Raw genomic sequence first — 24,418 nt, 5'->3', positions numbered from 1 at the left:
ATCATTAGCCGAACGCAAGATCGTTGCGCGGAAAGGCAGGACGGGTATCCGCCGCTTGCGCCGGTGCGCAAAAATTGCGACTTGAGAGGACGGGAACAGCTCTCACGGGATCGCGTCATGTCATACGAAGCGAAACAGTCCGATACTCGGGACGTGAAGCTTCGCGGGACCGATCCGGCCGCTGCCGATGACGATGCGCTGTTGCGGGCCGATATCCGGCGGCTGGGTCGAATTCTTGGGGACACCGTCCGTGACCAGGAAGGAGCGGATGTCTTCGATCTGGTCGAACGCATCCGGCAGACCTCGATCCGTTTCCACCGCGATGACGACAAGCCGGCCCGCCGCGAGCTTGAGGCCATTCTGGATGGCATGTCGATCGCCGACACCGTCCGCATCGTTCGCGCGTTCAGTTATTTCTCGCATCTGGCCAATATCGCGGAAGACCAGAACAATATCCGCCAGCGCCGCGCGCAGGACATGGCAGGCACCGCTGCGCGCCCTGGCACCCTGACGCGGGCGCTTGCGCGCGCGCAGGAAGCAGGCATCGATGCCGATGCGTTGCGGGCATTCTTTGCCAAGGCGCAGGTCAGCCCGGTCCTCACCGCGCATCCGACCGAGGTCCGCCGCAAGAGTACGATCGACCGCGAGATGGAGATCGCCTCCGTACTCAACATACGCGACCGCACGCAGATGACTGCCGACGAGATCGCCGCGAGTGACGAGCAGTTGCGCCGTGCGGTGGTGACGCTGTGGCAGACCAATCTTTTGAGGCGCACCAAGTTGACGGTGCTGGACGAAGTCTCCAACGGCCTGTCGTTCTATGACTATACGTTCCTGCGCGAAGTGCCCCGGCTGCACTGTTCGCTTGAGGACCGGCTGGCCGAAGAGGGCGGCACGGCCGTCGATGCGCACGATGTCCCGGAGCTTGCGACATTCCTGAAAATGGGAAGCTGGATCGGCGGCGACCGCGACGGCAACCCGTTCGTGACAGCGGAGGTGATGCGCGGTGCTCTTAACCTGCACGCTACGCGCATTCTTCGTTTTTATCTTGCCGAATTGCACGACCTTGGCGCGGAGCTTTCACTCGCGGCCCATCTTGCCGACGTGTCGCCTGAATTGCGCGCTCTCGCAGGGCAGTCCCCCGACCCGTCGCCCCACCGCAGCGGCGAACCCTATCGGCTTGCGGTTTCCGGCATCTACGCCCGGCTGGCGGCAACCGCCTTGAAGCTGAAGATTGAAACCAGCCGGCCGCCGGTGGGCGCTGCGGCGGCCTATGCCGGTCCGGACGAACTTGCGCGCGATCTTGATGTGCTGCATGCCTCGCTAGTCGCCAACAACTCGCTGGTGATCGCGCGGGGACGGCTGCGGCATCTGCGCCGTGCGGTGGACTGCTTCGGCTTCCACCTTGCGGCGCTTGATATGCGGCAGAACTCTGCCGTGCATGAACGGACCATTACTGAACTCTTTGAAGCGGCTGCACCGGGCACCAATTATCAGGAGATCCCGGAAGAGGCGCGTATCGCGCTGCTGTCCGGCGAATTGAGGACCGCGCGTCCGCTGGCGTCGCCGTTCGTCGCGTACGGCGAAGAGACGATCAAGGAACTCGCCGTGCTGCGCGCGGCTGCGGAAGCCCATGCGACATTCGGCGGCGCTGTCATTCCCCAGTGCATCATCTCGATGACCGAGGGCGTGTCGGATCTGCTCGAGGTCGCTGTTCTGCTGAAGGAAGCGGGTCTCGTCTCGCCGGACGGCACCAGCCGTCTCAACATTGTGCCGCTGTTCGAGACCATCGACGATCTGCGGCAGTGCGCGCAGATCATGGACAACCTGTTCTCGTTGCCGGAATATCGTCGCCTCGTCGACAGCCGGGGCGGCCTTCAGGAGGTTATGCTCGGCTATTCGGACAGCAACAAGGACGGCGGTTTCGTCACCTCGGGCTGGGAACTATACAAGGCCGAGATCAGTCTCGTCGAAGTGTTCGAGCGCCACGGCGTGCGCCTGCGGCTGTTTCACGGGCGCGGCGGCTCGGTCGGCCGCGGCGGCGGCCCGAGCTATGACGCAATCCTGGCGCAGCCCGGCGGAGCGGTGAACGGGCAGATCCGCATCACCGAGCAGGGAGAAATCATCTCCAGCAAATACTCCAATGCCGACGTTGGCCGCCACAACCTCGAAATTCTCGCGGCGGCAACGCTGGAAGCGAGCCTGTTGCAGCCGAAACATTCCGCGCCGCGCGATGAATACATCGCCGCGATGGAGGAGCTCTCCAACCTCGCTTATGCGGCCTATCGCAACCTCGTCTATGAAACCGAAGGCTTCGAGGATTATTTCTGGGCTTCCACGGTAATCTCGGAAATCTCGACGCTGAACATAGGCAGCCGACCGGCTTCGCGCACAAAGACACGCAGGATCGAGGACTTGCGTGCTATTCCCTGGGTGTTCAGCTGGGCGCAATGCCGCCTGATGCTGCCGGGCTGGTATGGCTTCGGCAGCGCTGTCGATGCCTGGGTCAAGCAGCATCCGGACAAAGGCATCGCGTTCCTCCAGGAACTGTACCGCGAGTGGCCGTTCTTCCAGACGCTGCTGTCCAACATGGACATGGTGCTGTCCAAGAGCAGCATCGCCATCGCCTCGCGCTACGCGGACCTTGTCCCGGATGAAAAGCTGCGCGCCACCATCTTTGGCCGTATCCGCTCCGAGTGGCATGACTCGATCGAAACGCTGCTGACCATCATGGGCCATGACCGGCTGTTGCAGGGAAATTCCTTGCTCGAACGATCGATCCGCAATCGCTTCCCTTACCTCGATCCGCTCAACCATGTGCAGGTCGAACTGCTTCAGGCGCACCGGGCTCAGAGCACGGATGAGCAGGTGCTGCGCGGCATTCAGCTCACCATCAACGGAATTTCCGCGGGGCTACGCAACAGCGGCTAAGATAAAAACAACGGGAGGTATCGATGACCGAGACTGACACCATTCTTGTGGAGCACGAAGGACCCGTTACCATCGTTTCCATCAACCGGCCGGAGCGCAAGAATGCCGTCGATGGCGCCACGGCGCGCCGCCTGTTCGATGCCTTTCGCGCCTTTGATGCCGATCCGGATTCTTCCGTTGCCATATTCACGGGTACAGGCGGCGCGTTCTGCGCAGGTGCTGATCTGAAAGCTGTTGCGATCGGCGATCGCGAGAAAAAGCGCGAGCTTGGCGGACACGACACCATCGCGCCAATGGGACCGAGCCGCTTGCGTCTGAGCAAGCCGGTGATAGCGGCGGTAGAGGGCCATGCGGTCGCGGGCGGCATGGAACTGGCGTTGTGGGCCGACATGCGCGTGGTGGGCGAGGGCGCGACCTTTGGTATCTTCTGCCGCCGCTTCGGCGTCCCCCTGATCGACCTCGGCACCATCCGTCTGCCGCGGCTGATAGGCCATTCCCGCGCAATGGATTTGATCCTCACCGGGCGGCCGGTCGACGCGAAGGAAGCATTCGATATCGGGATCGCCAACCGCCTTGTGCCGAAGGGTGAAGCGCGTGCGCACGCGATTGCATTGGCGCAGGATCTGGCGAAGTTTCCGCAAGCCTGCCTGCGCAACGACAAGCGCTCGGCGCTGCGTCAATGGGATCTCGACGAGACGTCTGCCATCCTTGATGAAATGCAGGGCGGTCTCGATGTCATTGCGTCCGGCGAGACGCTGGAAGGCGCCAAGCGCTTCGCCAGTGGCACCGGACGGCACGGGTCCTTCAAGTAAGGCCGGCCGCCCGTTCTCCTAGATCGCATCCCACGAGAAGATATCGGCGGAGCGATCGAGCTTGTAGAATGACGATTTCAGCGCGGGCATGCCGTGCTCGGCGATGGTTTGCGGCGTCCAGCCGCCGTCGCGATGGATCGAGCGCAGCGGACGCGACTGGCCCATCAGGAAGATTTCGTTCATCCGCACGGCAAAGATCTGCCCGGTGACATCCTTGGCGGCGTCGCTGAGCAGGAACACCGATAGCGGCGCGATCTTCTCCGGTCCCATCTGCTGCATGCGCGCAACACGGGCCTTCTCTTCCTCGGTCTCGGTTGGAATGGTGCCGATCAGACGGCTCCATGCGAACGGCGACACGCAGTTCGAGCGCACGTTGAAGCGCTCCATGTCGAGCGCGATCGACTTCGACAGGCCGACGATGCCAAGCTTGGCGGCGGCATAGTTCGCCTGGCCGAAGTTGCCGATCAGTCCCGATGTCGAGGTGAAGTGGACGAATGCGCCGCTTTCCTGCTCACGGAAAATGCGGGCGGCAGCGTGTGAGGTGTAGAACGAGCCGAGCAGGTGAACCTTGATGACCGACTCGAATGCCTCGATGCTCATGCGATGGAAGATCGCATCGCGCAGAATGCCGGCGTTGTTCACGACGCCGTCCAGCTTGCCGTAGGTGTCGACGGCTTGCTTGATGATCTTGCTGGCTGGAATGGCTTCCGCCACCGTTTCGAAGTTGGCGACGGCGGTGCCGCCACGCTTCTTGATCTCCTCGACGACCTCCTCGGCGGGGGCGGCGTTGGTGCCCGATCCGTCGGCCGCAACACCGGGATCGTTGACCACCACCTTGGCGCCCTCGGCGGCGGCGAGCAGGGCGATCTCGCGGCCGATGCCGCGGCCCGCACCGGTGACAACGATGACCTTGCCGTCCAGCGACTTCTTGTTCGACATTGTTGTAACTCCTGTTTTCGCTGTCAGCGTTCGTTGGTGAAAATGATGGTGCCGCTGGCGGCGAACATGCCGCCGACACCGTGACACACCGATATCTTCGCGCCTGGCACCTGTGCAGGTGCGATGCCGCGCATCTGCCGCACGCTTTCCTGCAAGGCATACATTCCGTACATGCCGGAATGCATGTAGCTGAGGCCGCCGCCGTTGGTGTTCATCGGCAGCTTGCCGCCGATGGCAGTATTTCGGTCGGCAATGAACTTGCCGGTTTCCTCATGCGGCATGAAGCCGAGATCGCCGAGGCCGAACAACGGCAGATGCGCAAAGGCATCGTAAATCATCAGGTGATCGACATCCTTGTGCGCAATGCCGGCCTCGCGAAACGCGGTCGGGCCCGCCACCTTGAAAGCGCGCGACGAGTTGAAGGTTTCCATCTGGCTGACCATCGGCGTCTCGACGCTTTCGCCGGTGCCGAGGATGTAAACCGGCTTCTGCGGAAAATCCTTGGCGCGGTCGGCACCGGTCAGGATCAGCGCGCCGCCGCCATCGGTGACGAGGCAGCACTGAAGAATGCGGAACGGGTAAGCGATCATCCGCGAGTTGAGTACATCCTCGACCGTGATCGGGTCCTTCATCATCGCGCGCGGGTTCTTCGCGGCCCATTCACGCTGAACCACCGACACCATCGCAATCTGCTCGTGGGTGATGCCGTAGGTTTTCATATAGCGCAGTACGGGAATTGGAAACATGCTGGGCGGACCGTAGACGCCGAAGGGGGCCTCGAACTGGCCCTGCAGGCTGTCGGCGGGAATCGAGCGCGGCAGCTTGCCGATCATCGACTTGCCGCTCTCGGCATGGGTGATCAGCACAGTCTTGCACAGTCCGGCCTCGATCGCCGCGGCGGCGTGGCGGACATGCAGCATGAATGAACAACCGCCGACCGACGTGCCGTCGACCCATGTCGGCGTGATGCCGAGATAGTGCGCGAGCTGTTGGGGCGTTTCGACTGCAGTCGCGATGCCGTCGATGTCCGACAGCTTCAGTCCCGCGTCCGCCAGCGCATTCAGTGCGGCATCCGCGTGCAACTGGATCTGCGACATGTCGGGAATGACGCCAAGCTTGGTGGTCTCTGCCGCGCCGACGACGGCAACCTGATTTCTGCGCATGCTCTTAACCCTTCGCCGGACGGAACTGGGGAAGGGTGATCTTGTCGCTGACTTTCTCGAACGCGACTTCGAGTTTCATGTCGAGCACAAGGGCCTCGGGCGTCTGCGGGCAGTCGAGAATATTGCTCATCATCCGCGGGCCTTCATCGAGTTCGACGACGGCAATCGCATATGGCGGCGTGAAGCCCGGAGCGGCAGGCCGGTGGTTGATCACATAACTGTAGAGCTTGCCCTTGCCGCTGGCCTTGAACACGCTGACCTTGCGCGAGGCGCACGAAGGGCAGAACGGGCGAGGCGGAAAATAGACGTTCGAGCAATCGTCGCAGCGCTGCAGACGAAGTTCCCCTGACTGTGTGCCGTCCCAGAAATGCTGGGTTTCGGGCGTTGGCACCGGCAAGGCGCGCGAAGGTGCAGCCATCTGCAGTCTCTCCCTGATCGTTGGCTTTTGTTAATTGGTCGATTAACTTTATGCAGGTATTCCCTGCCGAGGCAAGTGGCCTTCCTGCGCCGGGGAATCGGGGCGGGCATGCACGGTTGCCGAGCGCCGCCCGGCTATTTGCCGAGAAGATTGAGGGCAGCTGCTTCAAATGTTTCAAGCGGCTTCATACTTTTCAGCATGTTGCGATGTTCATGACCGGCCTGTGCCGCATGCTGCCGCATATTGTCGTCGGCGAGGATATCTTCCAGAGACTTCGAGATGTCGACCTGTGGCCCGAAACTATCGATGACTTTTCCGAGGCCGGCATTTTCAAGCTGAAGCCCATTCAGGAGCTGCTCGATGTGGGTCGCGACGACAAGTTGCGGAATGCCTGCCGCTATGGCGTGCGATGCCAGTCCACCCCCGCCGAAATGAACGGCGAGTCGCGCCGATGCCAGTGTCTCGCTCAATGGTAAATGTTGCGAGAAGACCCGCGCGCCGCAGCGCGAAAGATTCTCGGATTGCTCGCCTGTTATGTCCGGCGCGGAAATGATGAGACGTTCAGCGACCGGGACCAGCGTCGGAACAATGTCGAAAGGCAGTGCGGACAGCACGCCGCGCGACAGGTAGACAAAGATGCTGTCTGCATCTGTCCGAGCCTCCAGCGGCGGGCTGTCGAAGATCGGGCCGGCCAGTGGCTCCGGTCTTTGCAGATCATAAGGATCGAGCACCGGAAAAGTGAGAACGATCTGCGCATCGCCTGAGAACATCTGCGGCAGCTGTTCAAGGAAAGGCCGGCCCAGAGATCGCAATACGCGATTGACTGTTCCCAGTGTTTCTTCCTCGCTCCAGCGCGGGGGATGAACACGATGCAGCAGCGGAAATCGTTTCATGTCGCCGGGAGGGACCGTGTATCCGTTGCCGACAACGACCAGCGGAATCCTTCCGCGCGCCATGAGGCTTGCCGCTGGTGCATAGTCCGCGACCATAAGATCCGGCAAAACGGTTCTGAAAATATCGTCCCACGATTGCAGCAGCGACCGCAGGCCATTCTCATCAGTCAAACCGTTTGAGGCCAGTTGATCGTGCATCGTCGCTGTTGAGCGCAGGGACCGCGCGGCGGGCCATGATGGAGCCTGCAAAACAACCGCATTGAGTCCCATCAGACGTGCGGCTTGCGGATCCTTGAGCACGAATACCGGGCGCACGTGGTGGCGGCTCAGCTGTGCAGCGAAACGTTCCAGGTTCGCGATATGGCCAAAGCCGCCGCCGTGCTCCCAGGCAAAAAGAACGGTCTTCATGACGGCGTCTTGCTTCTCTCTTTGCGTTGACAACGCAGGCCGGAATACTGGCTATAATGAGTGAGCATCAAAAGGCAATCGAACATCGCATGCAGCCATTGTCTCCTGTGACGCATCGTCAGGAAGTGCATACTTTTTGGACGGGGCCCAATCTCAGCTCCTATGAGGATTTATCGCTGCGGAGCGCTGTTGCGACCGGTGCCCGGGTCTTGCTCTATTCGTATAACGAGAGCCTGAACGTCCCCGACGGCGTCGAGCTTGTGGACGCGCGCGAGGTTCTGTCCGGCCCGCTCCATCAATTCCATCACAAGGACGGCGATCTTTCGCTCGCCCTGCATTCCGATCTGTTCCGGTATCTCGCCATCCAGAAATTCGGCGGCTGGTACATGGACCTCGACATCGTCGTGATGAAACCGGCCTTGCCCGGCGACAAGATCTATCTCGTATATCAGGAAGATGGCGTCATCAATGCCGCCGTGATGAAGTTTCCCGCGCGGTCGCCCATCATGACGGCAGCCGTGGATGAGGCGATGGGATTGCTGCCGGCGGCGGGCACGGTGGCGCCGGGAGCCGATCACGGCATTGTCGGACCTCAGCTCATCACGCGCCTCGCCTCCGAGTATGCGATCGATCATCTGGTTAGTCCGAAAGCCAGCGCCTATGAGGTTCATCCCAACGAAGTGCTGATGTTCTTCGATCCCGCTCAATGCGAAGCTGCATGTCAGCGGCTCGCCTCAAGCGATTTCGTTCATCTCTGGAATGACCTGTGGCGCGCGCTGCGCATTCCGAAGAATCTGGGGCCGCCGGAAGGCAGCTTTCTGGATTCGCAGTTCAGACAGTATGGAATTGATGTTCCGCAGGGAGCGCGTCTGTCCTCTCAGGCCATTGAAGGATGGTTTCGCGAGTTCTGGGTGATGAAAGAGCTCAAGCAGAAGCTCTCCCTCCAAAGCGTGCCCTACGATGCGCTGGATCATCTGGCGCGGTCCATACAGGTCAAGGGCTGGCAGCCCGGCCAGCGTTCCTTCGGTAGCGCTCCGGTGTTGCAGCAGGAGGACCATCCGCATGCCATCGCTCCCCAGACCGTCAGAACCTTCTGGCACGGCGAGACGATCGGTCCGTATCAACTGATGTGCCTGAAGAGCTTTGCTGCAAGCGGGCATCGCGTCGAGGTGTTTTCCTACAATCGCGACCTGAATGTTCCCGGCTGGATATCGGTAGGGGATGCGGCCGAAATTCTTCCGCGCGAAGTTGTGTTGAGACCGCTGGGCGAGGAGGGGCCGCTCGCCATTCACGCGAATCTTTTTCGATACGCTTTGCTTCAGAAGCTGGGTGGATGGTGGATCGATCCAGACGTTCTGTTGCTGAAGTCTGATCTTCCAGCCGGCGATGTTTTCTTTGCAGAGTTGGATGTCTTCGGGCGTGTGCCGACGGGTGCTCTGAAATTCCCTGCCGGACATGGAATGCTCACCGAAGCGCTGGCTGAAACCGAGCGTCTTTCGCATTCATGGGAGAGTTGGGAGGAATCAGGCTCGGCGTTGCTTACGTCGCTCGCGGGACGACACAAGCTGAACGGTAAGATTTTAGGCAGGACGTCTCTTGGTCCTGTCTCATGGTTCGATGTGCCGGATTTGTTCAATCCGGACAGCGCCGGAAAATTGAGTCGATTGTGCAACGATTTTCAGTTCCTGCATCTTCACGACGATGCATGGCGCCGTGCCGGGATACCGCATAATCTCGCGCCGCCCGAGGGCTCATTCCTCGATAGCCAAGTCCAGAAATACGGCGTAGCCGCTGATTTTCCGGCGAAAATTTCTTTCCGCGAATTGAACCGATGGATGACGCACATGTACGAATGCATACGCCTGAGGCAGGGATAACCGAGTTCCGACGGCCAGTGTTTTCTTCAGCCTGTATCAATTCGGCCACTGGATACGGGTCGTACAGCGTTGATTGGAGACCGCTTTTATGGTTCTTCCGTAGTCATTGGCGACGGGAATTTTTGAAATGTGGTTTCGGGTATTGTCTCTTTTAACAGGTTCGCGGACGCAGGCCGTATCGGCCCGTAGCGTCTGGGTAGTTTGCGCGCTTGTCTTTTTCGCTCCTGCGGGCGTTGCGCGCGCACAGGATGCGTCGGAACAGCAGAACCTGTTTCAGCAGATGGTCCGCAATCCCGGTAATCACGAAATCACGTTTGCTTACGTGAAGGTTGCAACGACACGCGGCGACTACGAAGCCGCAATCGGCGCGCTCGAGCGGCTGCTGTTTTACAATCCCAGGCTTACGCGCGTGAAATACGAACTCGGCGCGCTGTATTTCCGGCTCGGCTCCTATGAGATGGCGAAGCGCTATTTCAAGGAAGCGCTGGCCAGCCCGGATATCGATGCGATCACCAAGGAGCGTATCGAGACCTACTTGCCTGATACCGAAAAGCAGCTTCAGCCGAGCCGGTTCTCTGGTTTCGCGCAGACTGGTATTCGCTCGCAGAGCAATGCGAGCTTCGCGCCCGGTGGCGGCGTTCTGCGCCTCGGCGGTCAGGATTTGGCTTTGCTGCCGACCGCGCAGCGGAAGGCCGATATCAACTGGTTTGGGTTGGTCGGCCTGAGCCACGACTATGATTTGCAGAACCAGCGCGGCGATATCCTCGAAACGCGCGCCGTTGGATATCTTACCGAGCAATCGCGCCTGAAGGATCTGAACGTCGGCTTCGTCGATGTCAGCTTCGGCCCACGGCTTGCGCTCGCGCCGGAACTTCTGCCGGGCGTCACCATCAAGCCCTATGTGGTTGGCGGAAACACCTGGGTCGGCGGATCGTCGTACTTTTCAACAGCCGGCGCCGGTGTTGGCGTGAAAGTTCCGGTGAACGACAGATTTACCTTCGGTCCCGATTTCGAATGGCGCCGCGCGGATTTCAGGAACGTCGATCCTGTCGCGGGCTTCGGTTCAAGCGACTGGTATACGACCAGCCTTACGGCGAGCTGGAATATCGCGCAGCAGATCAAGCTCGACGCGCGCGGACTGTATCGTCGTGGCGATGCCTCTCTCGTGTATCAGTCGTTCGACCAATGGGCGATTGAAGCCGCATTGACGCTCGAGTTCGCGCCGCCGTTCGTCTGGATGTCACGCAACTGGAGCGTGGCGCCGTTCGTGCGGTGGATCGAGACCCGCTTCGATGCCGCAAATCCGTTCATCGATCCGCTGGTCGCTCGCAGCGACAACCAGTGGTCGGTGGGCGCGCTGTTCAATGCACCCGTGACGAAGAACTTCGGCATCTCGGCTGCGGTTCAGTATGACAAGACCAATTCCTCGCTGCCGAACTATCGCCTGGATAATTTCTCCGTGATGTTCGGTCCGACCGCTCGTTTCTGAGGGCAGCAGATGTTATTTTCCAAAGAGACATACTTCACATCGTTTCTGACGGTGCTGCTCTCGACGACCGCGCTTATTCCGGCGGCAGAGGCGCAGAACTCGGGCCGCGTCGGGGCCGTGAATCTCGATGCAACCGGCACACCGCCGGGCGCCGGAACGCGCACGCTCACCATCGGCACCAACATCATCTACAAGGAGCGGGTGCAGACGTCGGCGCAGGGATCGACGCAGATCATGTTCCCTGACACCTCGACACTGAATGTCGGCCGCAACAGCAACATCGTCATCGACGAATACGTTTATGATCCGGCCGCCGGGACCGGAAAGATGGTCGCGACCGTCTCGAAGGGGGTCATGCGTTTCGTCGGCGGGCAGATCAGCCACACGGCGGGCGTTACGGTGAAGACTCCGGTGGCGACGCTGGGCATTCGCGGCGGCGTGGCGACAGTAGTTTATCCGATCCCGCCGGGCTTCGCCGGTTCCGACCCGAAGCTGGCGCAGGCGCGGGGTGAGATCGTCATCGGCCATGTCGGTTCGGTGGTCATCAAGAACAATGTCGGTTCGGTGGTCGTCCGCCCCGGTTACATGACGTGGGTGTCCGGACCGAACGATCCGATCCCTGAGCCGTTCCCGATTCCGGACTTCCTGCTGCAGAAGATCATGGCTGCGCTGACCAGCGGACCCGGCCAGACCGGCGGCGTATCCGATCTGCCCACCGACCAGATGGCCGCGCGGCTCGGCTTCGGCAAGACCATCGTCACCGATCCTGCGAAGCCGCCGGGCACTGATCCGCTCGGATATTTCTCGATCTTCGACGGCGGCAATTCCATCGCGAAGAACAAGTCGCAGTCGAACCAGACCAACCAGACCAATCAGGTCAATCCGCCGCCGAATTCCAATCCGGGCGGCTGTTATGGATACTGCTACTAAGCTGTAGATCGCAGACGGCGAATGCCGTTCGATTTACTTTTGTCCGTTGGGCATGAATAGCGCCTGAGCCTGGCTTGCCTGTTCGGCAATGAAATCCGCCGTGACCCGGACGCGCGCGATGTTGCGCAGGTCGCTGTGCAGCAAAAGCCAGAACGTCCTGATCAGGCGGAAGCTCGGCAGCACCCGCACGAGATCCGGTTCGGTGAGCGCGATAAAGCACGGCAGCACGCACAGGCCCGCGCCTGCGAGGGTGGAGTTGAGCTGCGCGATCAGGTTCGAGCTCTTGATCGCCGGGCGCAAATCCGGTGATACGAAATGCGCGTATTCGAGCTCGGGCGAGAAGATCAGATCGTCGATGTATGAAATGAATCGATGAGACGGAACATCTGCCGTTGTCTCCACGGCCGGGTTGTTGGCCAGATAGTCGCGGGACGCGTAGAGACCGAGTTCGTAATCCGTCAGCTTGCGGCCGTGCAGCCTGCCTTCCGTCGGCTGCGTCAGGCTCACTGCAATGTCGGCTTCACGGCGGGAGAGATTGAACTCGCGCGGCATCGCCACGAGTTCGATGGTGAGGTCCGGGTGGCGATCGCTGAGTTTGCCGAGCCGCGGTGCCAGGAATTTGGTTCCAAAGCCGTCGGGCGTGCCGATGCGCACTGCGCCGGTGGCCTGCGCCTTTGAGTCGCCGATCGACTGCGCCGCCGAGGTCGCAAGCTGGTCCATCTGCTCGGCCATTTCGAGCAGCCGCTCTCCGGCTTCGGTGAGCGACGAGCCGCTGGTGCGGCGGTCGAATAACTGGGAGCCAAGTGATGTTTCCAGCGCGGCGATACGCCGGCTGAGCGTCGAATAGTCGATCTTCAGCCGCTTCGCCGCAGCCGTCATGCTGCCGGTGCGTGTGATCGCCAGGAACGATCGAACAAGATTCCAGTCAAACTGGTCGGTCATCACTACTCTCGATAGTCGCCGGCGGGGCTTGAATATCGTGCCAGCCAGCCTTGGGTAATCCATAAGAGGCCTTCGGCCAAGGTTCATCTGGCTGCGAAGGCGGGCAGGGGCCGCGCCATATTGACAGGGTTGCCTCGGCTCGCCTCTACTTCCGCCCGAACAGCATCCGCGCCGTCAGGCGGCTGCATAAGAAAAGGGAGAGACGCGATGAAGAGTTTCAAGGTCACCGATTTCAACGCACCCTTGACCGAAGTCGACATCGCGACCCCGAAACCCGAGGGCACGCAGGTCCTGCTCAAGGTCAAGGCGGCGGGTGTCTGTCACAGCGATCTTCACATTTGGGAAGGCGGCTATGATCTGGGCCATGGCCGCAAGCCGCTATCCCTGAAGGATCGTGGTGTTTCGCTGCCGCTGACCATGGGACATGAGACGGTGGGCGAAGTCGTTGCATTCGGGCCTGAGGCGAAGGGCGTGGCTGTCGGCGATATCCGGCTGGTGTATCCGTGGCTCGGCTGCGGCGAATGTGCGACCTGCAAGGCAGGCGACGAGAACATGTGCATCGTCAAGCCGAATTCGATCGGCGTTTATTGCGACGGCGGTTATGCCGATCACATCACGGTGCGCCATCCGCGCTATCTGCTGGACCTCAAGGGTCTCGATCCGGTGACCGCGGCTCCTTATGCGTGCTCCGGCGTCACCACATATAGCGCGATCAAGAAACTCGAAACGATTCTGGACCAGCCCATCGTGATCTTCGGTGCGGGCGGCCTCGGCCTTATGGCTCTGTCGATCCTGAAAGCCATGGGTGGCAAGGGCGCCATCGTTGTCGATATCGATGAGAGTAAGCGCAAGCCTGCCGAGGAGGCCGGCGCGCTCGGATTCGTCAATGGCGCGGCACCGGATGCCTTGCAGCAGATTGCCGCGAAGGCGGGAAGGCCTGTTCTTGGCGCGATCGATCTGGTCGGTAACGCGGCGACGGCGCAACTCGGGTTCGATTGTCTCAGCAAGGGCGGCAAGCTCGTTATGGTCGGACTGTTTGGCGGCGGCGCGCCATGGGCGTTGCCGCTGATTCCGATCAAGGCGATCACGATTCAGGGCAGCTACGTCGGTAACCTGCGCGAGACGCAGGAGTTGATCGACCTGGTGCGCGAGAAGAAGATCGCGCCAATTCCGGTCACCAGGATGCCGCTGAAGCAGGCCGATGCTGCGCTCAACGATCTGAAGAAGGGCAAGCTGGTCGGCCGCGCCGTGCTCGTTCCCTGACGCAGATTACCTGGGTGCATCTGCAAACGGCAGAACGACAAGCGAGATGTCCGAGTTCTGCGGATCTGGTCCGATCTGAAACCCGAGCCGCCGGCACATATCCAGCATCCTGGTATTCCGGCTGAGGACCTGGCCGCGGATGGCGCGCACGCCTTCCGCGCTTCCGTACTCGATGATCATTTTCATGAACAGCAGGCCGAGTCCCACTCCCTTGAGGTCGGACCGGACCAGCACGGCGAACTCCGCGCTGGAGAAGTCCGCCTCGGTGTGAAGGCGGACCACGCCGAGCATCTTGCCGGTGGTTTCCTCGATAGCGATGAAAGCCATCGCGCGTGCGTAGTCGAGCTGAGTCAGACGCGCGATAAACGGATGCGTCAGTTCCTTCATCGCCGAGAAGAACCGCAGCCGGATGTCTTCCTGACTGACGTGCGAGAAGAACTCCGGATAAAGGTGTTCATCCTCGGGCCGGACCGGCCGCACGAAAATTTGCCGGCCGTCCTTGAGCGTGGTGTGCCGTTCCCATTCTTTCGGATATGGCCGGATCGCGAAGCGGTAGTGACCCGAGCCGCGAAGTGCTTCGCTCAGAGGCGCGATTGACACCTGTGCATCAACCGCGATCACGCCGTCCTTGTCGGCCAGCAGAGGATTGATGTCGAGTTCACGGATCTCCGGCAGATCCGCCGCCATTTGTGCGATCTTGACCAGTATCAGCGCGACCGCGCCTTCGTCCGCAGCAGGAACGTCGCGATAGCTCTTGAGGATGCGCGAGACGCGGGTGCGCGCGATCAGGCTTTTCGCCAGGTTCAGATCGAGCGGCGGAAGCGACAGCGCCTTGTCGTTGATGACCTCGACCGCGGTGCCGCCGCGTCCGAACACCACAACAGGACCGAACGTCGGGTCGTCGGCAAGGCCGGCGATCAGTTCGCGCGCACGAGGGCGCAAGATCATCGGATGGACCGTCACGCCGTCGATGCGGGCCTTTGGCCGCATTTTGCGCGCCCGTTGCAGGATATCGTCGGTCGCATCGTGGACCGCACGCTCGCTGGTGAGATTCAGCCGCACGCCGCCGACGTCGGACTTGTTCAGAATGTCCGGCGAGCTGATCTTGACGACCACCGTATTGCCTTCCGCCAGGATGGGTGTCGCTGCGCGAGCCGCCTGATCCGGATCCTGCGCCAGCACCGCGGAGGCGATGGGAATCGAATAGGCTGCAAAAAGGTCGTTGATCTCGATCGGATTGAGCCAGTTGCGGCGATCCCGCAGCGCGTTCTGGATGATGGCGCGTCCCGCGGCCACGTCTGGCGCGAAGTCCTCCGGAAGGCTGGGCGGCGTCTGCATCGCGATATCGAGTCCTTCGCGATAGCGCACGATATGCATGAAGCCGCGCACGGCGTCGGCTTCGCTTGGAAAATGAGGAATGCCTGCTTCCCCGAACACGGCGGAAGCGGCCCCGTTATCTCCGACCCAGGCGGCGAACACCGGCTTGCGGGAATACGTTTCAGTACGGAATTTTTTCACTGCCGCGACAACGGCCTTCGCGGACTCGACCGGTGAGGCCAGTGTGTTCGGCGAATTCATGATCAGGACCGCGTTGTTCGCCGTGTCTCCCAGGACGAGTTCGCAGGCCTTGGCATAGCGTTCGCCATCGGCGTCGCCCAGGATGTCGACGGGATTTGCTCCGGACCACCGCTCTGGCAGCACCTTGTCGAGGCTCTTCTTGACGTCTTCAGACAGGCCCGCAAGTTCACCGCCGAGATCGATCAGCCGATCCACCGCGAGAACGCCAAGTCCTCCGCCATTGGTGACGATCGCGAGCCGGTGGCCATGGGACGATTGCAGATGCCCCAGTGTTTCAGCGGCGGAGAACAACTCATCAAGATCCAGCACGCGCAGCAGACCGGCGCGGCGAAATGCGGCGTCGTAGACGGCATCCGATCCCGCCAGCGCGCCGGTGTGCGTGGCCGCGGCCCGCGCACCTTGCGAATGCCGGCCCGACTTGATGGCGACCACAGGTTTGACGCGCGCCGCAGCTCGCGCCGCCGACATGAATTTTCGCACGTCGCTGATCGATTCCACGTAGAGCAGGATGGCACGCGTGTCCGAATCCAGTGCGAAATAGTCGAGTAAATCTCCGAAATCGACGTCGAGATTTTCGCCAGTTGAGACAATACCCGAGAAACCGACATTGCGGTTCGCCGCCCATTCGACCAGTGCGGTCGAGATCGCACCGGACTGCGATATCAACGCAAGGTCGCCGGCCTGCGGCAGGCGTGATCCAAAACTGGCGTTCAGTTTTATCCGCGGCACCAGAACGCCGAGCGATGGTCCGATCAGGCGCAAGCCGGTTTTCCGGGCCGCTTGCGCGATCGCCTCTGTGTAAGATCCGGTGCCGACGCCGAGACCGCCGGAGAGCACCATCGCGGCCGGGTGCCCCCGGGCGCCGGCTGTTTTCACAATATCCTGAATGGCGGAAGGCGGGGTCGAGATGATCGTGAGATCGGGTATCGCGGGAAGATCCTTGATGTCGTGAAACGTCTTGATGCCTTCGATTTCGGAATGCTTGCGGTTGACGATGTAGATCGGTCCGCTGAAACCGCCGGCAAGCAGGTTGCGCAACGTTGCGCCCCCGACCGACGCAGGCTTCGAACTTCCGCCGACGATTGCGATCGAGCGCGGGGCAAACAGGTGGTCGAGGCGATACGTGCTCATGAAAGGTCTCGGGCCATCGTCGTCACAGGCTATCGCAATCGGGCGGGAAATGCGTCAGGGCCGGTCCAAGGGCAAGAGGTCGCATGTCGCGATTCCTCGGGTTGTGGCCTTGTGCACCTTGTTACGGAACATGGTGCAGAGCAATAAAATTCACCACATCATCCTTTTGGTCGAAAGCCGATTGGCAGGAACCCCGACATGCTTCTAGACTGTGCGGACTGCCTCAGTGCGGAGCAGTAAGAGCGTGTGTGATGAAGCTGTTTGCCCGGGCAGGTCGCAATGACAGTTAACGAGAGCCACCTCGCCGAAAAGGGCCGACTACGTCCGCCAAATCTCGGTCTGTTTCTGGCCGAAGGGCGAGGGGTGTTCGAACTGAACGCCACGTTGCTGATGGCACCCGCACTTCTGACGGCTCCGCGCGGCGACGGTCATCCCGTGCTGGTCCTGCCGGGCCTGCTGGCGAGCGATGTCTCAACGCTCATTCTGCGGCGCTATCTCGATCTGCTCGGATTTTCGACCCATCCGTGGGGGTTCGGCCGGAACACCGGCGGCGTCTACAGCATGCGCGACAAACTCGGCAAGCTGCTGACCAGCGTTCACAGCGCGACCGGCCGCAAGGTCAGCCTGGTCGGCTGGAGTCTCGGAGGCGTCTACGCACGTGATCTGGCGTTACGGATGCCTGAGATGGTCCGTTATGTCGTAACGCTCGGCAGCCCGTTCGCGGGCGACATCACTGCGACAAACGCCAAGCGCGTGTACGAGATGGTGTCGGGTGAAACCATCGAGGATGCGGACATCAAGGACATTCAGGCGCTGTCCGGCGATCTGCCGGTGCCGACGTCGTCGCTCTATACCCGCACCGACGGAATCGTGAACTGGCGGACTTGCCTCGTGCGCGAGGCCAACACTGCCGAAAACATCGAGATCACGCTCGCGAGCCATATCGGCATTGGGGTGAACGCGGCTGCGCTGTGGGCCGTCGCCGACCGTCTCGCGCAGAAGGAAGGCGAGTTTCATCCGTTCGATCGGTCAGGACCGTTCGCGCTGGCTTATGCGCGGCCGGAGAAAGTGGGCGCATAAAAGAATACTGCCGGACGAGATCGCCTGAAAGGCGACAGCGGCTCTCGGATCACGATACAGGACGGAACGAATTTCCGGAACATCGTGATCTCGCCTGTTCAAGGGAGGGTACTATGAGTCACGCCAAGAAGCTGTCCTCGATGGACGCATCGTTTCTTTATCTCGAGACGCCCGAGATGCCGATGCACGTCGGAAGCATGGCGATCTTTAAGCTGAAGGACGGTTATCAGGGTGATTTCTTCGAAGACTTTAAGAAGATGATCGCGGACCGGATTCATGTTGCCCCAATCCTCAAGGCGCGGCTGGAAAAAGCACCACTCGACATCGATAATCCGAGCTGGATCGAGGACGATCAATTCGACATCAATCGCCACATATTCCGCGGTGGCCTGCCAGCGCCGCACGATCGTGCAACGCTGGAACGCACCGTGGGCTGGATTCACGCCAAATTGCTCAACAGGGCGCGCCCGCTCTGGGAGTTCTACGTGTTCGAGGGCATGGAGAACAACGAGGTCGGGCTTTATTCCAAGATGCACCATGCCTGCATCGACGGTGGCGCGGGCGCCGCGCTCACCAACATGATCTATGACATCACGCCGGTGCCGCGCGAGTTTCCGAAGGTCGTTCCGAACAAGCAAGCCAACGAGCCGCGAGACATCGCGGCCAACATGCTGGATTCCTATACGCAACTCTGGCGTCAGCCGCTCGATGCGTCAAAGGCAAAGAGCTTCGATCTGCCGCGCAGCGGCAAGAGCGATCTTGGATCCGTGCTGTTCGACAACGCGATGTTTCAGATCGAGAGCGGCATCAGGATGCTCGGCGGGGTGCCGGAAACCGTCAAGAGCATCCGCGACATGGTCGCGAAGGTGTCGGACCCGAAATCACGGGAGAGTCTGGCAAGCATGGTCTCGCCATCGACCATGCTGAACAAGACGATTTCATCGGAACGCAGTTTTGCCGGCGTCTCGGTCTCGCTGCCGGAAGCCAAGGCAATCGCGAAGCAGGCCGGCGGCAAACTCAATGACGTGGTAATGGCGCTGTCGAGCGGCGTGCTGCGCAGGTATCTGCTCGAGCATGGCGGATTGCCCAACCGGTCGCTGACGGCAGCTGTCCCGATTTCGCTGCGCGAGGAGGGCAACACCGAAGCCAACAACCAGGTGTTCGGGATGATCTGCTCGCTGGCGAGCAATATCGAAGACCCGAAGGAGCGTCTTCAGGCGATCATCGCCCAATCGTCCAAGTCCAAGGAAATGTCGCACCCGCTGCGTGCGCTCATGCCCTCGATCTCCAACATCTCGATGCTGGGCGCGCCGATCCTGATCCAGGTGCTGGCGCTGCTCTACAGCCGCTCGAACCTGTCCGACGTACTTCCACCCAGTGCGAACGTCACTATCTCAAACGTGCCGGGACCGCGGCAGACACTCTATGCAGTGGGTGCGGAGTTGCTTCATATTTTCCCGGTTTCGATTGCGACCCATGGCCTCGCATTGAACATTACCGTGCAAAGCTATCGCGACCAGCTCGATTTCGGCTTCATCGCCGGAGCAAACATCATTCCGCATGTTGAGGTGCTGGCGAATATGCTGCCCAAGGAGTTCGAGCTTCTTGCCGCCGCCGTCGCGCCCGGCAACCGTGCAAGCGCGGCAAGTTGAAGCGTGGCACCTGCAATGATGGAAATGCCGCCGCTTCAGTATGCCCAGGTCAATGGCATTCGCATGGGCTTCTACGAAGCCGGTCCCAAATCAGACAAGCCGCCTCTGGTGCTGTGCCATGGATGGCCCGAGATCGCCTTTTCCTGGCGGCACCAGATCAAGGCGCTGAGCGAGGCGGGCGTTCGGGTCATCGCGCCCGATCAGCGCGGATACGGTGCGACGGACCGGCCCGAAAAGGTTGAGGATTACGATATTGAAAACCTCACCGCTGATCTGGTGGGACTGCTCGATCACCTGAACATCGACAAGGCGATTTTTGTCGGCCACGACTGGGGTGGTTTCATCGTCTGGCAGATGCCGCTGCGGCATCCGTCACGGGTCGCCGGTGTGATCGGCGTCAACACGCCGCATACGCCGCGCACGCCGAGCGATCCGATCGGGCTGCTTCGCCAGCGGTATGGCGACCATCTCTACATCGCGCAGTTTCAGGACCCCGAACGCCGCGCTGACAAGATATTCGACAGCCGTGTCGAGCAGACCTTCGACTTCTTTATGCGCAAGCCGATGCCGCAGAAGAAAGCGCCAGAAGCCGGCGAGGGTCCGCCAGCGGCTGGTCTCGGTGCGTCGCCGAAGCTGAACATGGCCTTTCCGCAGATGGTTGCGGGTTACGACGGCAAGCTCGACCCGCGCGAGAAAATCCTGACTCCTGAGGAAATGCAGGTGTTCGTGAATGCATTCAAGGTCTCGGGCTTCACCGGCGGGATCAACTGGTATCGCAACATGACCCGCAACTGGGAGCGATCCGGGCACATCGACCACACGGTGCGCGTGCCTTCGCTGATGATCATGGCCGAGAACGATGCGGTGCTTCCGCCGTCCTCCTGCGATGGAATGGAGAATATTGTTCCTGATCTCGAAAAACACCTGATCAGGGACAGCGGCCACTGGACACAGCAGGAGCAGCCCGGCGAGGTCAGCGCCAAGATCCTCGAGTGGCGCAAGCGGCGTTTCGGGTAACGCCGCCGGGAGGCCAGCCAAAGCCCTTGCAGTATAAGTTCTTTGCAAAAGATGCGCCGGAACAGTAGCTTCGGAGAAAAGCTCCGGGCCAGGCCGGGCATCAATAAGTCACGTGGGCAGGAGATATCCGAGCGATGGCGTCCCAGAACAAGCTGAATCCGATTCCGCATCCGCCGAAGAAGCCGGTCGTCGGCAACATGCTGTCGCTGGACTCGAGTGCGCCCGTGCAGGATCTGGTCCGCAAGACCAAGGAGCTTGGCCCGATCTTCTGGCTCGACATGATGGGCCAGCCGCTGGTGATCGTCTCGGGCTTCGAACTTGTCAACGAGTTGAGCGACGAGAAGCGGTTCGACAAGGCGGTGCGCGGAGCGCTGCGCCGCGTGCGCGCCATCGGCGGAGATGGCCTGTTCACTGCGGACACCACCGAGCCGAACTGGAGCAAGGCGCACAACATCCTGTTGTCACCGTTCGGCGGCCGGGCGATGCAGTCCTATCACCCGATGATGGTCGATATCGCAGAACAACTCGTCAAGAAGTGGGAGCGCCTCAACGCCGACGACGAAATCGATGTCGTTCATGACATGACCGCGCTGACGCTCGACACCATCGGGCTGTGCGGGTTCGACTATCGGTTCAATTCATTCTACCGCGAGGATTATCACCCGTTCGTCGGCGCGCTGGTGCGCTCGCTTGAAACGATCATGATGACGCGCGGCCTTCCGCTCGAAGGGCTGTTCATGCGCGCACGGCGTGCCGATCTCGCGGACGACGTCGCCTTCATGAACAAGATGGTCGACGAAATCGTCGCCGAGCGCCGCAAGAATGCGGAAGCTGCTGCCGGCACCAAGGACATGCTCAATGCGATGATGACCGGTGTCGACAAGGCGACCGGCGAGCAACTCGACGACGTCAACATTCGCTATCAGATCAACACTTTTCTGATCGCCGGGCACGAGACCACGAGCGGCCTGTTGTCCTGCGCGATCTATGCCATGCTCAAGCACCCTGAAGTGCTCAAGAAGGCATATGAGGAAGTCGATCGCGTTCTCGGCGCTGATATCAACGCCAAGCCGACCTTCCAGCAGGTCACGCAGCTTCACTACATTTCGCAGATTCTGAAGGAATCGCTGCGGATGTGGCCGCCGGCGCCCGCTTACGGCGTGTCGCCGCTCAAGGATGAAACCATCGGCGGAAAGTACAAGCTAAAGAAAGGCACCTTCGTTACGATCCTGGTGATGGCGCTGCATCGCGATCCGTCGGTGTGGGGGCCAAACCCGGACGTGTTCGATCCGGAGAATTTCAGCCGCGAGGCGGAGGCGAAGCGTCCGCCTAACGCCTGGAAGCCGTTCGGTAACGGTCAGCGCGCCTGTATCGGCCGCGGCTTTGCGATGCATGAGGCTGCACTGGCGCTCGGCATGATCCTTCAGCGTTTCAAGCTGCTCGACCATACGCGCTACCAGATGCATCTGAAGGAAACGCTGACGATCAAGCCCGATGGCTTCAAGATCAAGGTGAGAGCGCGTTCGGACAAGGATCGCACCATTGTCGCCAACCGCCCCGGTGCAGCGGTCGCCGATACATCCGGGACAGCCGCGCCGGCGCGCGTTCGTCCCGGTCACAACACGCCGCTGCTTGTTCTGTACGGTTCAAATCTCGGCACCGCGGAGGAACTGGCGCATCGCGTCGCGGATCTCGCCGAGGTCAACGGGTTCGCGACCAAACTCGCGCCGCTCGACGATTATGTCGGCAACCTGAAGGATCAGGGCGACGTCATCATCTTCTGCGCGTCCTACAATGGCGCGCCGCCTGACAATGCGACCAAGTTCGTCAACTGGCTGAACAGCGATCTTCCGAAAGACGCTTTCGCGGGGGTCCGCTATACCGTGTTCGGTTGCGGCAACAGTGACTGGCTGGCGACTTACCAGTCGATTCCGCGCCTGATTGACGAGCAGCTTGCCGCCCACGGCGCGAAGGCCGGGTTGCCGCGCGGAGAGGGCGATGCCCGCGACGATCTCGATGGACAGTTCGAGAAATGGTTCAAGTCGGTGCGTGAGCTTGCCGGGAGGGAAGCCGGCATCGAGACGGGGTTCACGCGCGAAGCCAACGACGAGCCGCTCTACAAGATCGAGCCGGTGGCGCACAGTGCCGCCAATACGATCGCGGCTTCAGGCGGCGCCCTGCCCGTCAAGATCATCGTCAACGACGAGTTGCAGAATCAGTCCGGCGCCAATCCATCGACCCGTTCGACACGGCATATTGAAGTGGAGCTGCCGGAGAACATCACGTACCGCGTCGGCGATCACCTCAGTGTCGTTCCACGGAATGCCCCGGAGCTTGTGGACGCGGTCGCGCGGCGTTTCGGCTTCCTGCCGACGGACCAGGTCAAGCTTCAGGTGGCGACGGGCCGCCGCGCGCAGCTTCCGGTCGATAATGCCGTGTCGGTCGGCCGTCTGCTGGGCGAGTTCGTCGAATTGCAGCAGGTCGCGACCCGCAAGCAGATCCAGATCATGTCGGAGCATACCCGCTGCCCGATGACCAAGCCGAAGCTCGAGGCATTGACCGGCGACGATCCTGCCTCGACCGAACTCTATCGCTCGGAGATCCTCGCCAAGCGGAAGTCGGTTTACAACCTGATGGAAGAATACCCGGCGTGCGAGCTGCCGTTCCACACTTATCTTGAAATGCTCTCGCTGCTGTCGCCGCGTTACTATTCGATTTCGTCGTCGCCTGCGGTGGCGGGGGCATCGAAATGCAGCGTGACCGTCGGTGTGGTCGATGCGCCTGCGGTTTCAGGGCGCGGTATCTACAAGGGCGTCTGCTCGAACTATCTCTCCAGCCGCCGCTCGGGCGATGTGGTCTATGCCACTGTTCGCGAAACCAAGGCCGGTTTCCGTTTGCCGGAAAAAGCATCGGTGCCGATCATCATGATCGGTCCCGGCACCGGCCTCGCGCCGTTCCGCGGATTCTTGCAGGAACGCGCCGCGATGAAAGCCAAGGGACAGTCGCTCGGCCCCTCGATGCTGTTCTTCGGCTGCCGTCATCCCGAGCAAGACTTCCTTTATGCCGATGAGCTGAAAGGCTTCGCGGATCAGGGCATCACAGAACTGCATGTCGCGTTCTCGCGGGCAGACACGCCGAAGAGTTACGTGCAGGATTTGATCGCCGCCCAGAAGGACAAGGTTTGGAAGCTGATCGAAGCCGGGGCGATCATTTACGTGTGCGGTGATGGCGGCAAGATGGAGCCCGACGTCAAGCGCGTGCTGATGTCGATCTATCGCGAGAAGTCGGGTGCAGATGAAACCGCTGCTGCAAGCTGGATCGACGCCATGGGAACGCAAAACCGTTACGTGCTGGACGTCTGGGCGGGGAGCTGACGCTACAATCCCTCTCCATGTTGTCCCCGCGTAAGCGGGGACGACAATTGAGTGTGATGCGACAGCGTGCGCCATTTGCGGCTGTCATCACCGGGCTTGTCCCGGTGATCCCGATGAAGTGAGCACGGTGTCTTCGTTATCGGGATGACCGGAACAAGTCCGGCCATGACAGTGACGGTGTGGCTGCCTTCAGCGGCTCATCGTCATTTTCCAGATTCAATTGTCAAACAGCAGGCGCGCGTGGGGCTTGCCCCATTCGCGCCAACGAAAGGCGCGCGTCATCGTTCTCGCGCATCGCGCGAGGTGAGCTTTGGTTTTGCCCCCTTGATGCGCACGCGAGGCCTGCCTCGTTCGCGCCCTCAAAACGAGGGGCATGGAGCGCCGCGAGGCGCACCTTGTGTTCGTCTCGCTTCCGGCATCGCGTGCGAGGCGATGGGATTCCGAAAGCGCATCGCCTTGCGGCGCTCCACTGCGGCGATTTTGGGCGAGGGGACCGTACTTCCGGGTGCGGACGGGGGAGG

General features: G+C 61.0%; 16 protein-coding genes. 10 read left to right on the top strand and 6 right to left on the bottom strand.

Annotated features, from left to right (window positions below; translation table 11 throughout):
• Window positions 1-117: 117 nt before the first annotated feature.
• Both ppc and AC1Q67_RS21105 read left to right on the top strand, forming a co-directional pair.
• Window positions 118-2,931, top strand: a complete 2,814-nt coding sequence (gene ppc, locus AC1Q67_RS21110) for a phosphoenolpyruvate carboxylase (protein ID WP_492237468.1) — start codon at window positions 118-120, stop codon at window positions 2,929-2,931.
• A 23-nt stretch (window positions 2,932-2,954) separates the two neighbouring features.
• Window positions 2,955-3,743: a crotonase/enoyl-CoA hydratase family protein gene (locus AC1Q67_RS21105; protein ID WP_492237469.1), complete on the top strand. Its 789-nt coding sequence runs from the start codon at window positions 2,955-2,957 to the stop codon at window positions 3,741-3,743.
• 18 nt (window positions 3,744-3,761) lie between these two features.
• Here the strand turns inward: AC1Q67_RS21105 and AC1Q67_RS21100 are convergent, their stop codons facing one another.
• The 4 genes from AC1Q67_RS21100 to AC1Q67_RS21085 all read right to left on the bottom strand — a co-directional run bounded on the left by AC1Q67_RS21100 (window position 3,762) and on the right by AC1Q67_RS21085 (window position 7,564).
• The gene (locus tag AC1Q67_RS21100; RefSeq protein WP_024573850.1) at window positions 3,762-4,682 is read right to left on the bottom strand and encodes an SDR family NAD(P)-dependent oxidoreductase; all 921 of its coding nucleotides are present in this window, start codon (window positions 4,680-4,682) and stop codon (window positions 3,762-3,764) included.
• 23 nt (window positions 4,683-4,705) lie between these two features.
• Window positions 4,706-5,845 (bottom strand): thiolase C-terminal domain-containing protein, encoded by a 1,140-nt coding sequence (locus tag AC1Q67_RS21095; RefSeq protein ID WP_492237470.1) that lies wholly within the window; start codon window positions 5,843-5,845, stop codon window positions 4,706-4,708.
• A 4-nt stretch (window positions 5,846-5,849) separates the two neighbouring features.
• Window positions 5,850-6,263, bottom strand: a complete 414-nt coding sequence (locus AC1Q67_RS21090; protein WP_425993373.1) for a Zn-ribbon domain-containing OB-fold protein — start codon at window positions 6,261-6,263, stop codon at window positions 5,850-5,852.
• 134 nt (window positions 6,264-6,397) lie between these two features.
• A complete protein-coding gene (locus AC1Q67_RS21085) occupies window positions 6,398-7,564 on the bottom strand; it encodes a glycosyltransferase (RefSeq protein ID WP_492237471.1) in 1,167 nt (388 codons plus the stop codon).
• A gap of 56 nt (window positions 7,565-7,620) precedes the next feature.
• On the opposite strand from AC1Q67_RS21085, the gene AC1Q67_RS21080 reads away from it, so the two are divergent.
• The 3 genes from AC1Q67_RS21080 to AC1Q67_RS21070 all read left to right on the top strand — a co-directional run bounded on the left by AC1Q67_RS21080 (window position 7,621) and on the right by AC1Q67_RS21070 (window position 11,860).
• Window positions 7,621-9,441, top strand: coding sequence for a glycosyltransferase (locus AC1Q67_RS21080; RefSeq protein ID WP_492237472.1), 1,821 nt, complete (start codon window positions 7,621-7,623; stop codon window positions 9,439-9,441).
• Between the two features lie 127 nt (window positions 9,442-9,568).
• Window positions 9,569-10,930: a tetratricopeptide repeat protein gene (locus tag AC1Q67_RS21075; protein ID WP_492237473.1), complete on the top strand. Its 1,362-nt coding sequence runs from the start codon at window positions 9,569-9,571 to the stop codon at window positions 10,928-10,930.
• Between the two features lie 9 nt (window positions 10,931-10,939).
• The gene (locus tag AC1Q67_RS21070; RefSeq protein WP_492237474.1) at window positions 10,940-11,860 is read left to right on the top strand and encodes a FecR family protein; all 921 of its coding nucleotides are present in this window, start codon (window positions 10,940-10,942) and stop codon (window positions 11,858-11,860) included.
• Between the two features lie 33 nt (window positions 11,861-11,893).
• Here AC1Q67_RS21070 and AC1Q67_RS21065 read toward each other — a convergent pair whose 3' ends face one another.
• Window positions 11,894-12,802 (bottom strand): LysR family transcriptional regulator, encoded by a 909-nt coding sequence (locus AC1Q67_RS21065; RefSeq protein ID WP_492237475.1) that lies wholly within the window; start codon window positions 12,800-12,802, stop codon window positions 11,894-11,896.
• A 207-nt stretch (window positions 12,803-13,009) separates the two neighbouring features.
• Here AC1Q67_RS21065 and AC1Q67_RS21060 point away from each other — a divergent pair, with 207 nt between their 5' ends.
• Window positions 13,010-14,065, top strand: a complete 1,056-nt coding sequence (locus AC1Q67_RS21060) for an alcohol dehydrogenase (protein ID WP_024573858.1) — start codon at window positions 13,010-13,012, stop codon at window positions 14,063-14,065.
• Between the two features lie 6 nt (window positions 14,066-14,071).
• Here the strand turns inward: AC1Q67_RS21060 and AC1Q67_RS21055 are convergent, their stop codons facing one another.
• Window positions 14,072-16,774 carry a bifunctional acetate--CoA ligase family protein/GNAT family N-acetyltransferase gene (locus AC1Q67_RS21055; protein ID WP_024573859.1) on the bottom strand — a complete coding sequence of 901 codons (2,703 nt, stop codon included), beginning with the start codon at window positions 16,772-16,774 and terminating at the stop codon, window positions 14,072-14,074.
• 279 nt (window positions 16,775-17,053) lie between these two features.
• On the opposite strand from AC1Q67_RS21055, the gene AC1Q67_RS21050 reads away from it, so the two are divergent.
• The 4 genes from AC1Q67_RS21050 to AC1Q67_RS21035 all read left to right on the top strand — a co-directional run bounded on the left by AC1Q67_RS21050 (window position 17,054) and on the right by AC1Q67_RS21035 (window position 23,897).
• Window positions 17,054-17,854 (top strand): esterase/lipase family protein, encoded by an 801-nt coding sequence (locus AC1Q67_RS21050; RefSeq protein ID WP_492237476.1) that lies wholly within the window; start codon window positions 17,054-17,056, stop codon window positions 17,852-17,854.
• 113 nt (window positions 17,855-17,967) lie between these two features.
• Window positions 17,968-19,506: a WS/DGAT/MGAT family O-acyltransferase gene (locus tag AC1Q67_RS21045; RefSeq protein ID WP_492237477.1), complete on the top strand. Its 1,539-nt coding sequence runs from the start codon at window positions 17,968-17,970 to the stop codon at window positions 19,504-19,506.
• A gap of 15 nt (window positions 19,507-19,521) precedes the next feature.
• Window positions 19,522-20,523 carry an alpha/beta fold hydrolase gene (locus AC1Q67_RS21040; protein ID WP_492237492.1) on the top strand — a complete coding sequence of 334 codons (1,002 nt, stop codon included), beginning with the start codon at window positions 19,522-19,524 and terminating at the stop codon, window positions 20,521-20,523.
• A gap of 134 nt (window positions 20,524-20,657) precedes the next feature.
• Window positions 20,658-23,897, top strand: a complete 3,240-nt coding sequence (locus tag AC1Q67_RS21035; protein WP_492237478.1) for a bifunctional cytochrome P450/NADPH--P450 reductase — start codon at window positions 20,658-20,660, stop codon at window positions 23,895-23,897.
• Window positions 23,898-24,418: the final 521 nt, after the last annotated feature.

Source organism: Afipia sp. GW823-FHT06G09, from assembly GCF_058794875.1.
Note: the sequence above shows the minus strand (reverse complement) of the source record. Positions and strands in the feature narration are given on the sequence as shown.

What these genes read in the sequence shown, in the direction of transcription:
- AC1Q67_RS21045 (WP_492237477.1), top strand. Translation starts at nt 17,968, where the DNA reads ATGAGTCACGCCAAGAAGCTGTCCTCGATGGACGCATCGTTTCTTTAT.
- AC1Q67_RS21100 (WP_024573850.1), bottom strand. Translation starts at nt 4,682, where the DNA reads ATGTCGAACAAGAAGTCGCTGGACGGCAAGGTCATCGTTGTCACCGGT.
- AC1Q67_RS21070 (WP_492237474.1), top strand. Translation starts at nt 10,940, where the DNA reads ATGTTATTTTCCAAAGAGACATACTTCACATCGTTTCTGACGGTGCTG.
- AC1Q67_RS21080 (WP_492237472.1), top strand. Translation starts at nt 7,621, where the DNA reads ATGAGTGAGCATCAAAAGGCAATCGAACATCGCATGCAGCCATTGTCT.
- AC1Q67_RS21090 (WP_425993373.1), bottom strand. Translation starts at nt 6,263, where the DNA reads ATGGCTGCACCTTCGCGCGCCTTGCCGGTGCCAACGCCCGAAACCCAG.
- AC1Q67_RS21095 (WP_492237470.1), bottom strand. Translation starts at nt 5,845, where the DNA reads ATGCGCAGAAATCAGGTTGCCGTCGTCGGCGCGGCAGAGACCACCAAG.
- AC1Q67_RS21050 (WP_492237476.1), top strand. Translation starts at nt 17,054, where the DNA reads ATGACAGTTAACGAGAGCCACCTCGCCGAAAAGGGCCGACTACGTCCG.
- AC1Q67_RS21075 (WP_492237473.1), top strand. Translation starts at nt 9,569, where the DNA reads ATGTGGTTTCGGGTATTGTCTCTTTTAACAGGTTCGCGGACGCAGGCC.
- AC1Q67_RS21085 (WP_492237471.1), bottom strand. Translation starts at nt 7,564, where the DNA reads ATGAAGACCGTTCTTTTTGCCTGGGAGCACGGCGGCGGCTTTGGCCAT.
- AC1Q67_RS21060 (WP_024573858.1), top strand. Translation starts at nt 13,010, where the DNA reads ATGAAGAGTTTCAAGGTCACCGATTTCAACGCACCCTTGACCGAAGTC.
- AC1Q67_RS21040 (WP_492237492.1), top strand. Translation starts at nt 19,522, where the DNA reads ATGATGGAAATGCCGCCGCTTCAGTATGCCCAGGTCAATGGCATTCGC.
- AC1Q67_RS21055 (WP_024573859.1), bottom strand. Translation starts at nt 16,774, where the DNA reads ATGAGCACGTATCGCCTCGACCACCTGTTTGCCCCGCGCTCGATCGCA.
- ppc (WP_492237468.1), top strand. Translation starts at nt 118, where the DNA reads ATGTCATACGAAGCGAAACAGTCCGATACTCGGGACGTGAAGCTTCGC.
- AC1Q67_RS21105 (WP_492237469.1), top strand. Translation starts at nt 2,955, where the DNA reads ATGACCGAGACTGACACCATTCTTGTGGAGCACGAAGGACCCGTTACC.
- AC1Q67_RS21065 (WP_492237475.1), bottom strand. Translation starts at nt 12,802, where the DNA reads ATGACCGACCAGTTTGACTGGAATCTTGTTCGATCGTTCCTGGCGATC.
- AC1Q67_RS21035 (WP_492237478.1), top strand. Translation starts at nt 20,658, where the DNA reads ATGGCGTCCCAGAACAAGCTGAATCCGATTCCGCATCCGCCGAAGAAG.